A 14,936-nucleotide genomic window follows, 5' to 3' on the forward strand; every position below is an offset into this window, starting at 1 on the left:
GAAAATCAGCGGTTGCGGAAGCGGGTCAGCGCTTCCCATGCGGAGCGGATGGCGGCGGCGTCCGGAGCCTGCTGCGGCAGCGGGCGGTAGTGCCGGTCGAGCGCGGTGGCGTTGCCGAACTTGTCGAACACGTAGATGGCATCGCCATGGCGTACCGCGCGCTGCGACCAGCTCTCCACCACCAGCGCACGTTTGCTGGTGGTGGGTGCCGCCAGCAGGTCCTGGCCAGTACTGAAGTCGCTCAATGCGTTCTCGCAGCCCAGTGCGTGGCGCATCAACGTCGGCACCCAGTCCTCATGCGAACTGGTGCGCGTCTCATGGCCGCTGGCCTGGCCGGGCCAATGCAGCACAAACGGCACCTGCAGCTGGTAGTCGGAGAAGTTGCCGTTGTGGCCCCAGTAGTTCAGCTTGAGGTCGTTGAACTCTTCGGCATGGTCACCGGTGACCAGCACGATGGTGTCGTCGGCCAGGCCTTGCGCGCGAAGGTCGTCCAGCAGCGAGCCGATCAGGCTGTCGGCGTAGTGCACGGCGGTGTGGTAGCGGTTGAGCTCCGGCGTCGGGTCGTGGTCCGGTCCGAAGGACAGGAAGTCGATCTCCTTGGCCATCGGTGTGGCCACCGGCGGGTAGCCGGTGGGCAGGTGGTAGCCGGCGTGGGTGGAGTCGAGGAACACGAAGCCGAACCACGGGTGCTGCGCGGCCTGGCTGGTGCGGATGCCGGTCTGCAGTGCGGCGACGATGGCTGCGTCACGCTTGTCGGGCGTCAGGGCGGAGGGGCCCTGGTGCAGCTGGTCGCGCACGTCGGCGAAGGCCGTGCGATCGAACTCCGGACTGTACAGCGGTGCACTGCCGTACAGGTGCAGGTCGTAGCCCTGCTGGCCCAGCACCTGGAACAGCTGCGAGCCGCGCTGTTCGTCCAGCATGCTCTGCCAGTAGCCGCCGGGGAGGCCGTAGAGCAGGCCGAACAGGCCGTAGCGGGTGGCATTGCCGGTGCTGAAATGCTGGTCGTACACGCGCGCGGTCTGGGCCAGTGCCGTCGTGTAGGGCATCAACTCGGGGGTCATGGCGTCCTGACGCAGCGACTCCAGCACCACCATCAGCACATTCGGCCGGTGTGGGTTCTGGCAGCGCAGGGGCTGCAGCGGATACAGCAGCTGCGCATGGCGCGGGTCGGGCAGGCCGGCCTGCTGTTCGCTGATGACCCCGAGCCTGCGCATGAAGCTCTTGGCGGTGATCGGTTGTGCCCAGGGCAGGTAGTTCCACTGCGCGATGACGTCGCGGTCGCCGCGGGCATCGTAGTAGACCGTGGCGGCCTGGCCGCCGGCCATCAGCAGTGCAACCACGGCCCAGGCCTGCAGGACCCGGCGGCGGCGCGGCAGGGCAGGCAGCAGCTTCCAGCAGGCCCAGGCCAACAAGCCTTCGGCAGCGAAGATGGCGGCCACCAGCAGTCCGGCCTGCAGCCAGGTTTTCCACGACAGCGCGACCTGGTCCTGCAGCGCGCCGCCGAACACCATGTTCACCACCATCGCATTGAGGTGGAACCGATACAGAGTGAAAACCTTCGCATCAACCAGCAACAGGCACAGCCACAGGCCCTGCAGCAGCACGGCGCTGATGCTCAGCGTGCGTGCGCTGCGCGGCCACACGCCCAGCAGCAGTGGCAGCAGGCCGGCAAGGGCGCCGAAGGCCAGCAGGTGGCCGGGCAGGGCGACGGCCAGATAGGCCAGGCCCACGCTGCCACCAGGGTTGTCGGCCAGCGGCACGTTGCCGAGCGTGATCGCCATGGCCAGCAATGCGTTGCCGGCCACGAACAGCGACCACCAGGCCAGTCGTTGCCAATGGCGTGCCGGGCCGGAGAGCAGGGAGGTGGCGGCAGAAGGAGCAGCAGGGCGCATGAAGGACGGAGGCGGCAGGTGGAACAGGGCGGGAGTCCCGGTTGTGACGGAATCGTTAATCCGCGCGCGGGTTGCGCATTGTATCGGTTTGTTTCTTCGTATCGAGTGGCGTCCCCGGGGCGATCTGTCACAATGTTCAGGTGGGCCATGAATGCGCTGGCCCTCCCAGACCCAACGACAAGCCAGGAACCGCTGTGAGCCAGATCCCCACCCTCGACATCACCCGTTTCGACAGCGACCGCGAGGCCTTCGTGGCCGAGCTGGGCGCGGCCTACCGCCAATGGGGATTCGCGGGCATCCGCAACCACGGCATCCCGCAGGCCGACATCGACGCGGCCTACGATGCCTTCAAGGCCTTCTTCGCCCTGCCGGAGGAGGTCAAGCGCAAGTACCACGTGGCCGGCAGTGGCGGCGCTCGCGGCTATACCCCGTTCGGGGTGGAAACCGCCAAGGGTTCCAAGCACTTCGACCTGAAGGAGTTCTGGCACATCGGTCGTGAGATCGCCGACGACTCCAAGTACCGTGACGTGATGGCGCCGAACCTGTGGCCGACCGAGGTCGAGGGCTTCCGTGAGCGCGGTTACGGCCTGTACCAGGCGCTGGACAACCTGGGTTCGCGCGTGCTGTCGGCGCTGGCCCTGCACATCGGCCTGCCGGAAGACTTCTTCGCCGACAAGACCAACTTCGGCAATTCGATCCTGCGCCCGATCCACTACCCGCCGATCACCACCGACGACATCCCGAACGTGCGTGCCGGTGCCCATGGCGACATCAACTTCATCACCCTGCTGGTCGGTGCCAGCGCCGCGGGCCTGGAAGTGCAGTCGCATGAGGGCGAGTGGGTGCCGTTTACGTCAGACGCGGACACGATCGTGGTCAACATCGGCGACATGCTGCAGCGCCTGACCAACCACGTGTATCCGTCGACGATCCACCGTGTGGTCAATCCTCCGGGTGAGCTGGCGCGCCAGCCGCGCTACTCGGTGCCGTTCTTCCTGCACCCGAACCCGGACTTCCTGATCGACGTGCTGCCGTCCTGCATTACCCCGGAGAACCCGAGCCGGTACCCGGAGGCGATCACCGCCCACGGCTTCCTCGAAGAGCGCCTGCGCGAGATCAAGCTGAAGTAAAGAGAAGTAAGGCCGCCGAAAGGCGGCCTTCTTCTTTGCAGGGTTGCACCCTGCACCCGCAGAGGCCGAAGCCAAAGCCAAGGCCCAAAGCCAAATCGGCTCTGGGTTTCTGCGTGTTGGGCGGGGCGGTGTGGGTTGGCAGGACACGCCGTGAACCCGTCCCTGGGGGCTCGATGGCGCCATCCATGGCGCCAACGGTCCTGCCAACCCACACCGCCCCGCCTTCGACAGTCTCCCGGTGACGGTGGGTAGGTGTCGACCTTGGTCGACACGGTAGATCCACGCCATGCGTGGAGGAGATCTGTCAGATCGAAGTGGGTAAGGGGGTTGGTCCAGCCGGCAGCAACCCGGAATGCAGCTTTTGCCATTGCTCCTGCTCTTCTTTTTTTTTCCGTGGCGGGCGGAGCCGCCGGAATGTGTCAAAGGCCGGGCGGGTGGGGCTGCGCAGGGGCGTGAGCCGCATGGATGCGGCGATCGAGCTTACATGGACGTACTTGCAGCGCCCCCTGCGCAGTCCCACCCGGCCGGCCAAACCCCAGATCTAGCCGGGCTCTCCGCGACCAACCAAACCCCCCCCCCCCCCCCCCCGCCACGAGGGGCTGCGCCGTTGGCTGAAAATCCATGTAACCGCTTACAAGGAAACGGATTTTTGCCGCAACAGGTATCATGACCGGCTGACTTCACACAGGAGCCACCCGCTCATGCGCCGCAAGATCGTCGCCGGAAACTGGAAGCTGCATGGCAGCCGTCAATTCGCCAATGAACTGCTGGGGCAGGTGGCCGCCGGGCTGCCGCTGCAGGGGGTGGATGTAGTGATCCTGCCGCCGCTGCCCTACCTGGGGGAGCTGGTCGAGGACTTCGGCGAGACCGGCCTGGCCTTTGGCGCACAGGACGTGAGCAGCAACGAGAAGGGCGCCTACACCGGCGAAGTCTGCGCGGCCATGCTGGTCGAGGTCGGGGCCCGCTATGGCCTGGTCGGCCATTCCGAGCGTCGCCAGTACCACCATGAAAGCAGCGAGCTGGTCGCACGCAAGTTCGCCGCCGCCCAGCACGCCGGCCTGGTGCCGGTGCTGTGCGTGGGCGAGACCCTGGAGCAGCGCGAGGCCGGGCAGACTGAAGCGGTCATCGCCAGCCAGCTGGCGCCGGTGCTTGAGCTGGTCGGCGCGGCCGGTTTCGCCAAGGCCGTGGTCGCCTACGAGCCGGTCTGGGCCATCGGTACCGGCCGTACCGCCACCAAGGAGCAGGCGCAGCAGGTGCACGCGTTCATCCGTGGCGAAGTCGCGCGCATCGATGCTAGAATCGCTGATTCACTGCCCATTGTTTACGGCGGTAGCGTGAAGCCCGACAATGCCGGGGAACTGTTCGCGCAGCCGGATGTCGATGGTGGGCTGGTCGGCGGCGCCTCCCTGGTGGCCGCGGACTTCCTGGCCATCGCAAGGGCGGCGGCCGCGAACTAATCCTAGAAGTTTTGTCCGAGGGCGGTTTCCAATGCTGATGTTGATCCTCAATGTCGTCTACGTGCTGGTCGCTGTGGCCATGATCGCGCTGATCCTGATGCAGCGTGGTTCGGGTGCGGCGGCGGGTTCGGGCTTTGGTGCCGGTGCCTCGGGTACGGTGTTCGGTGCGCGTGGCGCCTCGAACTTCCTGTCCAAATCGACCAAGTGGCTGGCTGTCGTGTTCTTCGGCATCAGCCTCTTCATGGCCTGGTATGCCGGTCATGGCAGCCGCCCGGCGGCCGACCAGGATCTGGGCCTGATGTCCGCTCCGGCGGCCGTCGCTCCGGCGGCTCCGGCGGGCGAGCTGCCGGCCGTTCCGAAGGCCGATGCGGTCCCGGCCGCCCCGGTTCCGGCCGCGAATGTGCCGGCTCAGGCGGAATCTTCGGTTTCTGGTGAAGAAAAGCCTTCGGAAGGCTCCCAGAAAGACTGAAGCCGGTTACAATACGCGGCGCATCGGGAAGATAGTCTGATGTGATCGTTTGCCCAGGTGGCGGAATTGGTAGACGCACTACCTTGAGGTGGTAGCGACGCAAGTCGTAGGGGTTCGAGTCCCCTCTTGGGCACCATTTGTAAGTAAAGCGGGTTCGTCTGGCGCGCAAGGCGCCAGGCAGATTCCCGTCCACTCCCCCATGCCAAAGCGCCTGCAGGCGCGGCGGCAGAGGCAAGAGAGAATCGCTGTGCTGGCCGAATATTTGCCGTCTCTGCTGTTTCTGATCGTTGCCACCGGTATCGGCGTTACGCTGATGCTGGTTGGTCGATTCCTCGGTCCCCGCCGCCCCGATCTGGAAAAGCTGTCGCCGTACGAGTGCGGCTTCGAGGCCTTCGAAGACGCGCGCATGAAGTTCGACGTGCGCTACTACCTGATCGCGATCCAGTTCATCGTCTTCGACCTGGAAATCATCTTCATCGTGCCGTGGACCCAGGTCTTCATGGAGCTGGGTGCCCGTTCGCTCATCACCATGGGCCTGTTCGTCGGCATGCTGTTCCTCGGTTTCATTTACGTCTGGAAGAAGGGAGCGCTGGAATGGGAGTGATTCAGACTCTCGATGGCCTCATGAACAACCCCACGCCGGAAGGCCGGGTTGATGACATCCTGCGGCCGGAAGGCGACAACCCGCTGCTGGAAAAGGGCTTCGTCACCACCAGCGTCGATGCACTGCTGAACTGGGCGCGCACCGGCTCGATGTGGCCGATGACCTTCGGTCTGGCCTGCTGCGCGGTCGAGATGATGCACGCCGGCGCCGCGCGCCTGGACCTTGACCGCTACGGCGTGGTGTTCCGCCCGTCGCCGCGTCAGTCCGACGTGATGATCGTGGCCGGTACCCTGGTCAACAAGATGGCCCCGGCGCTGCGCAAGGTCTACGACCAGATGCCGGACCCGAAGTGGGTCATCTCGATGGGTAGCTGCGCCAACGGTGGCGGCTATTACCACTACTCCTATTCTGTGGTGCGCGGCTGTGATCGCGTGGTGCCGGTGGACGTCTACGTCCCGGGCTGCCCGCCGACCGCCGAGGCGCTGGTGTACGGGATCCTGCAGCTGCAGAAGAAGATCTGGCGTACACAGACCATCGCCCGCTGACCCCTTCACCTGACAAGAGCGCGCCAAGCCCCCATGGCAGAGCAAGCATCCTTCATCGACCGACTCTCCGCACGTTTCGCTGGTGCGAAAGTCATCGTGGTCGAACCCCGCGGCGAAGTGACGCTGGAAGTGCCTGCCGCCGAGTGGCACGCCACCGCCCTGGCGCTGCGTGACGAGTTTGGTTTCGAACAGGCCGTGGATCTCTGCGGCGTCGACTACCTTGGTTATGGCTCCGACGAATGGGACACCGCCGACGTGTCTTCTCAGGGCTTCAGCCGCGGCGTCGAAGGCAAGGCCCAGGGCCGCTTCGCGTGGGGCGAGTTCCCCACCGAGGAAAACGGCGCCGACGGTGCCCGCCCTCAGCACATGCCGACCCAGCGCTTCGCCGTGGTCGCCCAGCTGCGCTCGTACCAGCACAACCTGATGATGCACCTGCGGTGCTTCGCCCCTGACGAAGCGCTGCCGGTGGTGTCCTCGCTGACCAGCATCTGGCCGGGCCTGAACTGGTTCGAGCGCGAAGCGTTCGACCTGTACGGCGTGATCTTCGAAGGCCACCCGGACCTGCGCCGGATCCTGACCGACTACGGTTTCGTCGGCCATCCGTTCCGCAAGGACTTCCCGCTGATCGGCAATGTCGAAGTCCGCTACGACGAAGAAAAGAAGCGCGTGATCTACGAACCGGTCACCTCGGTGGAGCCGCGCGTCGGCGTGCCGCGCGTGATCCGCGACGACGCCCGTCTGCAGACCGCAGAAGGTGAGCGCGCGCAGGAGGCAGTGAAGTGAGCCACGTACACCAGGCCGGCGAAGCATTCGCCAGCAACGCCGCCGAAAGCCGGCAGGAAATCCGCAACTACACCATGAACTTCGGCCCGCAGCATCCGGCCGCGCACGGTGTGCTGCGCCTGATCCTGGAGATGGACGGCGAAACCATCATGCGCGCCGACCCGCACGTGGGTCTGCTGCACCGTGGTACCGAAAAGCTGGCCGAGTCCAAGCCGTTCAACCAGTCGATCGGCTACATGGATCGCCTGGATTACGTGTCGATGATGTGCAACGAGCACGCCTACGTGCGCGCGATCGAGACCCTGATGGGCATCGAGGCGCCGGAGCGTGCGCAGTACATCCGCACCATGTACGACGAAATCACCCGCATCCTCAACCACCTGATGTGGCTGGGCTCCAATGCGCTCGATCTGGGTGCGATGGCGGTGATGCTGTACGCCTTCCGCGAGCGCGAAGAGCTGATGGACTGCTATGAAGCGGTCTCCGGCGCGCGCATGCACGCGGCGTACTACCGTCCGGGCGGTGTCTACCGCGACCTGCCGGACCACATGCCGAAGTACAAGGAATCGCGCTGGCACAAGGGCAAGGCGCTGAAGCAGCTCAATGCTTCGCGCGAAGGCTCGCTGCTCGACTTCCTGGAGAACTTCACCGTCGAGTTCCCCAAGCGCATCGACGAATACGAAACCCTGCTGACCGACAACCGCATCTGGAAGCAGCGTACCGTCGGCATCGGCGTGGTCACTCCGGAACTGGCCCACCAGTGGGGCATGACCGGCGTGATGCTGCGCGGCTCGGGCATTGCCTGGGACCTGCGCAAGAAGCGTCCATACGCCAAGTACGATGCCGTCGATTTCGACATCCCGCTGGGCAAGGAAGGCGACTGCTACGATCGCTACCTGGTCCGCGTTGCCGAAATGCGCGAGTCCAACCGCATCATCAAGCAGTGCGTGGCGTGGCTGAAGGCCAACCCGGGCCCGGTGATGGTGAAGAACTTCAAGGTCGCTCCGCCCAAGCGCGAGGACATGAAGGACGACATGGAAGCGCTGATCCATCACTTCAAGCTGTTCAGTGAAGGCTATTGCGTGCCGGCCGGCGAGACCTATGCGGCAGTGGAAGCGCCCAAGGGCGAGTTCGGCTGCTATCTGGTCTCCGACGGCGCCAACAAGCCGTTCCGCGTGCACCTGCGCGCACCGGGCTTCGCCCACCTGTCCTCGATCGATTCGATCGTGCGCGGCCACATGCTGGCCGACGTGGTGGCGATGATCGGTACCTACGACCTGGTGTTCGGCGAGGTTGACCGGTAATGCCGTCCGCCACGCCAACGCCCGCTGCAGGCAGCCGGCGCAAGCCGGCGCCGCAGTTTCTGGAATTTCACGTTATGCATTTCGCTGAGGTCGGCCGATGAAGGCGACAGGTAATTTCGAGGCGGCGCGCGACGTCGACCCGATGGTGGTGCTGAGCGACAAGACCCGCGCTCACATCGATCACTGGCTGTCCAAGTTCCCGCCGGACCGCAAGCGCTCTGCCGTGCTGCAGGGCCTGCATGCGGCCCAGGAGCAGAACGAGGGTTGGCTGACCGACGAGCTGATCGCCGGCGTGGCCAAGTACCTTGATCTGCCGCCGGTGTGGGCCTACGAGGTCGCCAGCTTCTACTCGATGTTCGAGACCGAGAAGGTGGGCCGCAACAACGTGGCCATCTGCACCAACATCAGCTGCTGGCTCAATGGCGCCGAGGACATCGTCCGCCATTGCGAGAAGAAGCTGGGCATCAAGCACGGTGAATCGACCCCGGACGGCCGCGTCTACCTCAAGCGCGAGGAAGAGTGCCTGGCCGGCTGCGGTGGCGCGCCGATGATGGTCATCAACGGTCACTACCATGAGCGTCTGACCCTGGAAAAGGTCGACGAGCTGCTGGACGGGCTGGAGTAAGGGCATGGCACATCACCACGAATCCAAGGGTCCGGTCGGCCCCGCGCCGCTGCCGCACCAGGTGGTCTACACCACCCTGCATTACGACACCCCGTGGTCGTACGAAAGCTACCTGAAGACCGGTGGCTACGCCGCCCTGCGCAAGATCCTCGAAGAGAAGATCCCGCCGGAGCAGGTCATCGAGATGGTCAAGGCCTCGGGCCTGCGCGGCCGCGGTGGCGCAGGCTTCCCGACCGGCCTGAAGTGGTCCTTCATGCCCAAGGGCAACATGCAGAAGTACATCCTCTGCAACTCGGACGAATCCGAGCCGGGCACCTGCAAGGATCGCGACATCCTGCGCTACAACCCGCATTCGGTGGTGGAAGGCATGGCGATTGCCTGCTACGCCACCGGTTCGACCGTGGGCTACAACTACCTGCGCGGTGAGTTCCACCACGAGCCGTTCGAGCACTTCGAGCAGGCCCTGGCTGACGCCTATGCGAACGGCTGGCTGGGCAAGAACGTGATGGGCTCGGGCGTGGACATTGACATCTACGGCGCGCTGGGCGCCGGCGCGTACATCTGCGGTGAGGAAACCGCGCTGATGGAATCGCTGGAAGGCAAGAAGGGCCAGCCGCGTTACAAGCCGCCGTTCCCGGCCAATTTTGGCCTGTACGGCAAGCCGTCGACGATCAACAACACCGAAACCTATGGTTCGGTGCCGGCGATCATCCGCAACGGACCGGAGTGGTTCAAGGGCCTGAGCCTGACCGCCAACGGCGGCCCGAAGTGCTTCTCGGTGTCCGGCTGCGTTCAGAACGGCGGCAACTTCGAAGTGCCGCTGGGCACCAAATTCCACGATCTGCTGGAAATGGCCGGTGGCCTGCGTCCGGGCCGCACCCTGAAGGGCGCGATCCCGGGCGGCGTGTCGATGCCGGTGCTGACCGCGGCCGAGCTGAAGGACCTGCCGATGGACTACGACACCATCCGTGCGCTGGGCTCCGGCCTGGGTTCGGGTGCGATCGTGGTGCTCGACGACAGCGTGTGCTGCGTCAAGTTCGCCTGCCGCATCAGCCAGTTCTTCCACAAGGAATCCTGTGGCCAGTGCACCCCGTGCCGTGAAGGTACCGGCTGGATGCACCGCGTGCTGGAGCGCATCGTCGCCGGCAAGGCCACGATGGAAGACCTGCACCAGCTGAAGGCGGTGGCAGGCCAGATCGAAGGCCACACCATCTGTGCGTTCGGTGAAGCGGCTGCATGGCCCATCCAGGGCTTCCTGCGCCAGTTCTGGGACGAATTCGAGTACTACATCGTCAACGGTCATTCGATGGTTGACGGCAAGAAGGTGGAGGCAGCCGCCGCATGAGCGCGCAACCCGTAAACCCGAACGTGCCACCGGATCACGTGACCATCGAAATCGATGGCAAGTCCTTGGTCGTGCCCAAGGGTTCGATGATCATCCAGGCGGCCGACAAGGCCGGCATTTCGATTCCGCGCTTCTGCTACCACGAGAAGCTGCCGATCGCCGCCAACTGCCGCATGTGCCTGGTGGACGTGGAGAAGTCGCCGAAGCCGGCGCCGGCCTGCGCCACCCCGGTGATGGATGGCATGAAGGTCGCCACCCGCAGCGAGAAGGCACTGAAGTTCCAGCGCTCGGTGATGGAGTTCCTGCTCATCAACCACCCGCTGGACTGCCCGATCTGCGATCAGGGCGGCGAGTGCGAACTGCAGGACGTTTCGCTGGGCTATGGCCGTTCGGTCAGCCGCTTCAACGAGCGCAAGCGCGTGGTGCCGGACGAGGACATGGGCCCGCTGGTCGCCACCGAGATGACCCGCTGCATCCAGTGCACCCGCTGCGTCCGCTTCACCGCCGACGTTGCCGGTACCTACGAACTGGGCGGCATGTATCGCGGTGAGAACCTGCAGATCGGTACCTTCGACGGCAAGCCGCTGACCACCGAGCTGTCGGGCAACGTCGTCGACGTGTGCCCGGTCGGTGCGCTGACCAACAAGGTGTTCCAGTTCCGCGCCCGCCCGTGGGAACTGACCGCGCGCGAATCGCTGGGCTACCACGACGCGATGGGTTCGAACCTGTTCCTGCACGTGCGTCGCGGCGAAGTGCTGCGCACCGTGCCGCGCGACAACGAAGCGGTGAACGAGTGCTGGCTGTCCGACCGTGATCGCTACTCGCACCAGGGCCTGTACAGCGAAGACCGTGCGGTCAAGCCGCTGCGCAAGGTCAATGGCGAGTGGAAGGAAGTGAGCTGGGCCGAAGGCCTGGCCGCGGCCGCCGAGATCCTCAAGGCGAACCAGGGCGACAACCTGGGCGTGCTGGTGCATCCCTCCACCTCGAACGAGGAAGGCGCGCTGCTTGCCCGCCTGGCCAAGGGGCTGGGTTCGAGCAACATCGACCACCGCATCAACAACCGCGATTTCTCCGACGCTGCCACCGCCGAAGTGTTCGGCCTGCCGTTGGCCGAGATCGAGGGCGCCGACCGCATCGTCGTTCTGGGCAGCAACATCCGCCACGAACTGCCGCTGCTGCACGCCCGCCTGCGCAAGGCGCAGACCACCAAGGGCGCGAAGATCCACGTCGTCAACCCGGTGGACTTCGACTTTGCTTTCAGTGTCGCCGGCAAGCAGATCGTCGCCCCGTCGAAGTTCGTCGACGCGCTGGCCAGCGCCGAGCTGCGTTCGGCCGTGCAGGGCGGCAACAACACCGTGCTGATCGTCGGTGGCATCGCCGAGAACCACCCGCAGGCTGCCGCGACCCGCGCCGCTGCGCGTGAGTTCGCCGCCGCCACCGGTGCCAAGCTGTGCCGCATCCCGCAGGGCGCCAATGCCGTGGGTCTGACCCGCGCCGGCGTGCTGCCGGCAGGCAAGGACGTGGCCGCGATGCTGGCGCAGCCGCGCCAGGCCTACGTGGTCTACGGCCTGGAGCCGGGCCTGGACTTCGCTGATGCCCCGGCCGCGCGCAAGGCACTGGTCGGTGCCAAGGTGGTGGCCTTCAGCCAGTTCGCCTGCGTGTCCACCCGAGACGTTGCCGACGTCATCCTGCCGATCGGTGCGCTGCCGGAAATCGACGCCACCCTGACCAACCTCGATGGTCGCGAGCAGTCGGCCCGTGCCGGCGGCAAGCTGCCGGGCGAGGCCCGTGAAGGCTGGCGCGTGCTGCGTGCACTGGGCGGCGAAATGGCGCTGACCGGTTTCGACTTCACCGACCTGGCCGGCCTGCGTGCCAGCCTGGCCCCGGTGTCGGTCACCGTCGCGGCTTCGGCGCAGCCGGCGGTTGCCGGTGAAGGCCTGGAAGTGGCTTCGACCGCCGCGATCTACCGCACCGATGCGGTGGTCCGTCGCGCGCCGGCGCTGCAGTCGCATCCGCTGAACAACGCCCCGCGCATCGTGCTGAACGCTGAAGATGCCGCTCGCCTGCAGCTGCAGGAAGGGCAGATGGCCAAGGTCGGCACCGATGCCGGCAAGGCCACCCTGCCGGTGGTGGTCGACGCCCGCGTCGCTGCGGGTTCGGTCTGGATTGAATCGGGCCACGGCGCGACTGCGCCGCTGGGTGCCGCTCGCGTAACGGTGGTGGCTGCATGAACGAATTGCTGTTGAACGCGGTCGACCCGCTGCACCAGTGGCTGCTTGGCCTCGGTGATATCGGCGCGCTGATCTGGATCATCCTGAAGATCCTGGTGATCACCGTTCCGGTGATCATCTCGGTGGCCTTCTACGTGGTCTGGGAACGCAAGCTGATCGGCTGGATGCACGTCCGCCATGGCCCGATGTACGTGGGCATGGGCATCTTCCAGGCCTTCGCCGACGTCTTCAAGCTGCTGTTCAAGGAAGTGGTCCAGCCGAGCAGCGCCAACAAGGCGATCTACCTGCTGGCGCCGCTGATCACCCTGGCCCCGGCCTTCGCGGCCTGGTCGGTGGTGCCCTTCGATTCGCAGATCGTGCTGTCCAACGCCAACGCTGGCCTGCTGTACCTGCTGGCGATGACCTCGCTGGGCATCTACGGCATCATCCTGGCCGGTTGGGCATCCAACTCGAAGTACGCGTTCCTGGGTGCGATGCGCGCCTCGGCGCAGATGATCAGCTACGAAATCGCCATGGGCTTTGCCCTGGTCGGCGTGATGATCGCCGCTGGCAGCCTGAACCTGAGCAACATCGTGATGGCGCAGGCCGGCAGCTCCGGCTTCTTCGACTGGTTCCTGCTGCCGCTGTTCCCGCTGTTCGTCATCTACTGGGTGTCGGGCGTGGCGGAAACCAACCGCGCGCCGTTCGACGTGGTGGAAGGCGAGTCGGAAATCGTTGCCGGCCACATGGTCGAATACTCCGGCGGTGCCTTCGCCCTGTTCTTCCTGGCCGAATACGCGAACATGATCCTGATCAGCTTCCTGATCTCGATCTTCTTCCTCGGCGGCTGGCTGAGCCCGGTCCAGGGCTGGGTCAACTTCGGCGATGTCTCGCCGCTGGTCGACTGGATCTGGAAGGGCGGTGCACCGTGGCTGTTCGTCAAGGTGTTCTTCTTCGCCAGTGCCTACATCTGGTTCCGTGCCAGCTTCCCGCGCTTCCGCTATGACCAGATCATGCGCCTGGGCTGGAAGGTCTTCATCCCGCTGGCCATTCTGTGGATCGCGGTTACCGCCGTCATGGTGTTCTTCGGCGTGATTCAAAAGGGCGTTTAAGTGATGAACAGGATTACCCATTACTTCAAGAGCCTGCTGCTGCTCGAACTGCTGGCCGGTCTTTGGCTGACGCTGAAGTACAGCTTCAAGCCGAAGTACACGATGATGTACCCGATGGAGAAGTTCCCGCAGTCGCCGCGCTTCCGTGGCCTGCACGCACTGCGCCGTTATCCCAACGGCGAAGAGCGCTGCATTGCCTGCAAGCTGTGCGAAGCGGTGTGCCCGGCCCTGGCCATCACCATCGACTCGGCCAAGCGCGAGGACGGCACCCGCCGTACCACCCGCTACGACATCGACCTGTTCAAGTGCATCTTCTGCGGCTTCTGCGAAGAAAGCTGCCCGGTGGACTCGATCGTCGAAACCCACATCCTCGAGTACCACTTCGAGAACCGTGGCGAAAACATCGTTACCAAGCCGCAGCTGCTGGCCCTTGGCGATCGTCTCGAAAACGAGATCGCCGAGCGTCGTGCCGCCGATGCCGCTTACCGCTGAGGTCGAGAGATGGATTGGGTAAATATCGCTTTCTGGGTGTTCGCCATCGCGGCAACGGTTTCGGCCGGTGCGGTGATCAGCGTGCGCAACCCGGTGCATGCAGTGCTGTGCCTGGTGCTGACCTTCTTCTCCATTGCCTGCGTGTGGCTGCTGGTGGGCGCCGAGTTCCTCGGCGTGGCGCTGGTGCTGGTCTACGTCGGCGCGGTGATGGTGCTGTTCCTGTTCGTGGTGATGATGCTGGACATCGACCCCACCAAGATGCGTGAGGGTTGGGTGCGCTACCTGCCGGTCGGCCTGATCGTTGCCGTGGCCATGCTGGTGCAGATGCTGATCCTGATCGGCGTGAAGGGCAGGGCGGTCACCCCGTTCCCGGCCGACAACGCCGCTGCGCTCGCCGCCGACAGCTCCAACGTCACCTGGCTGGCCCGCACGCTGTTCACCGAATACCTGCTGCCGTTCGAGTTTGCTGCGGTCATCCTGACCGTGGCCGTGGTTGCCGCCGTGATGCTGACCCTGCGTCGCCGTACCGGCGTGAAGAGCCAGAACCCGGGCGAGCAGACCATGGTCAAGGCCGGCCAGCGCCTGCGCATGGTCAAGATGGGCGCCGAGGCACCGGTCGTGCACAGCAACAGCAAGCCGGCCGCCGGCGAGGAGACCCAGCCGTGATTACCCTTGGCCACATGCTTGCGCTGGGCGCGGTGCTGTTCGCCATCAGCCTGGCCGGCATCTTCCTCAACCGGAAGAACGTCATCGTCCTGCTGATGTCAATCGAGCTGATGCTGCTGTCGGTGAACGTCAATTTCGTCGCGTTCTCGCGTCAGCTGGGCGATCCGTCCGGCCAGCTGTTCGTGTTCTTCATCCTGACCGTCGCCGCCGCGGAAGCCGCCATCGGCCTGGCGATCCTGGTGACCCTGTTCCGTACCCGCCGCACGATCAATGTCGGCGAAGTCGATTCGTTGAAGGGCTGA

General features: G+C 65.1%; 15 protein-coding genes and 1 tRNA gene. 15 read left to right on the forward strand and 1 reads right to left on the reverse strand.

Annotation, left to right across the window (positions count from 1 at the left end; genetic code table 11):
* Nucleotides 1-5 precede the first annotated feature (5 nt).
* Nucleotides 6-1,892, reverse strand: coding sequence for a sulfatase-like hydrolase/transferase (locus tag N5D20_RS02015; RefSeq protein ID WP_197578330.1), 1,887 nt, complete (start codon nt 1,890-1,892; stop codon nt 6-8).
* A 194-nt stretch (nt 1,893-2,086) separates the two neighbouring features.
* Here N5D20_RS02015 and N5D20_RS02020 point away from each other — a divergent pair, with 194 nt between their 5' ends.
* The 15 genes from N5D20_RS02020 (at nt 2,087) to nuoK (ending at nt 14,936) form a co-directional block, all read left to right on the forward strand.
* Nucleotides 2,087-3,022, forward strand: a complete 936-nt coding sequence (locus N5D20_RS02020; RefSeq protein WP_010483082.1) for a 2-oxoglutarate and iron-dependent oxygenase domain-containing protein — start codon at nt 2,087-2,089, stop codon at nt 3,020-3,022.
* 701 nt (nt 3,023-3,723) lie between these two features.
* Nucleotides 3,724-4,479 (forward strand): triose-phosphate isomerase, encoded by a 756-nt coding sequence (gene tpiA, locus N5D20_RS02025; protein WP_197578331.1) that lies wholly within the window; start codon nt 3,724-3,726, stop codon nt 4,477-4,479.
* A 31-nt stretch (nt 4,480-4,510) separates the two neighbouring features.
* Nucleotides 4,511-4,948, forward strand: coding sequence for a preprotein translocase subunit SecG (gene secG, locus N5D20_RS02030; RefSeq protein WP_010486424.1), 438 nt, complete (start codon nt 4,511-4,513; stop codon nt 4,946-4,948).
* Between the two features lie 51 nt (nt 4,949-4,999).
* Nucleotides 5,000-5,084, forward strand: a tRNA-Leu gene (locus N5D20_RS02035).
* 111 nt (nt 5,085-5,195) lie between these two features.
* On the forward strand, nt 5,196-5,552 hold the full coding sequence (locus N5D20_RS02040) for an NADH-quinone oxidoreductase subunit A (protein ID WP_010486426.1): 357 nt from the start codon (nt 5,196-5,198) through the stop codon (nt 5,550-5,552).
* Nucleotides 5,543-6,097, forward strand: a complete 555-nt coding sequence (locus N5D20_RS02045; protein WP_005410463.1) for an NADH-quinone oxidoreductase subunit B — start codon at nt 5,543-5,545, stop codon at nt 6,095-6,097. The genes N5D20_RS02040 and N5D20_RS02045 overlap by 10 nt, the downstream gene beginning before the upstream one ends.
* A gap of 33 nt (nt 6,098-6,130) precedes the next feature.
* On the forward strand, nt 6,131-6,880 hold the full coding sequence (locus tag N5D20_RS02050; protein ID WP_010486428.1) for an NADH-quinone oxidoreductase subunit C: 750 nt from the start codon (nt 6,131-6,133) through the stop codon (nt 6,878-6,880).
* The gene (locus N5D20_RS02055) at nt 6,877-8,184 is read left to right on the forward strand and encodes an NADH-quinone oxidoreductase subunit D (protein WP_006458796.1); all 1,308 of its coding nucleotides are present in this window, start codon (nt 6,877-6,879) and stop codon (nt 8,182-8,184) included. Before N5D20_RS02050 ends, N5D20_RS02055 begins: the two co-directional genes overlap by 4 nt.
* A 97-nt stretch (nt 8,185-8,281) precedes the next feature.
* Nucleotides 8,282-8,809: an NADH-quinone oxidoreductase subunit NuoE gene (nuoE, locus tag N5D20_RS02060; RefSeq protein WP_006381132.1), complete on the forward strand. Its 528-nt coding sequence runs from the start codon at nt 8,282-8,284 to the stop codon at nt 8,807-8,809.
* Nucleotides 8,810-8,813: 4 nt separating this feature from the next.
* A complete protein-coding gene (gene nuoF, locus N5D20_RS02065) occupies nt 8,814-10,154 on the forward strand; it encodes an NADH-quinone oxidoreductase subunit NuoF (RefSeq protein ID WP_005410459.1) in 1,341 nt (446 codons plus the stop codon).
* Nucleotides 10,151-12,385 carry an NADH-quinone oxidoreductase subunit NuoG gene (gene nuoG, locus N5D20_RS02070; RefSeq protein ID WP_197578332.1) on the forward strand — a complete coding sequence of 745 codons (2,235 nt, stop codon included), beginning with the start codon at nt 10,151-10,153 and terminating at the stop codon, nt 12,383-12,385. The genes nuoF and nuoG overlap by 4 nt, the downstream gene beginning before the upstream one ends.
* Nucleotides 12,382-13,476 carry an NADH-quinone oxidoreductase subunit NuoH gene (nuoH, locus tag N5D20_RS02075; protein WP_005410457.1) on the forward strand — a complete coding sequence of 365 codons (1,095 nt, stop codon included), beginning with the start codon at nt 12,382-12,384 and terminating at the stop codon, nt 13,474-13,476. Before nuoG ends, nuoH begins: the two co-directional genes overlap by 4 nt.
* Nucleotides 13,477-13,479: 3 nt before the next feature.
* The gene (gene nuoI / locus N5D20_RS02080) at nt 13,480-13,968 is read left to right on the forward strand and encodes an NADH-quinone oxidoreductase subunit NuoI (RefSeq protein ID WP_005410456.1); all 489 of its coding nucleotides are present in this window, start codon (nt 13,480-13,482) and stop codon (nt 13,966-13,968) included.
* Nucleotides 13,969-13,977: 9 nt separating this feature from the next.
* Entirely contained in the window at nt 13,978-14,634 is a 657-nt protein-coding gene (locus N5D20_RS02085) for an NADH-quinone oxidoreductase subunit J (protein ID WP_049437083.1), read from the forward strand.
* Entirely contained in the window at nt 14,631-14,936 is a 306-nt protein-coding gene (gene nuoK, locus N5D20_RS02090; RefSeq protein WP_006381125.1) for an NADH-quinone oxidoreductase subunit NuoK, read from the forward strand. The genes N5D20_RS02085 and nuoK overlap by 4 nt, the downstream gene beginning before the upstream one ends.

The sequence above is a fragment of the Stenotrophomonas sp. GD03877 genome, assembly GCF_029840555.1.
GTDB classification, from domain to species: Bacteria; Pseudomonadota; Gammaproteobacteria; order Xanthomonadales; family Xanthomonadaceae; genus Stenotrophomonas; species Stenotrophomonas geniculata.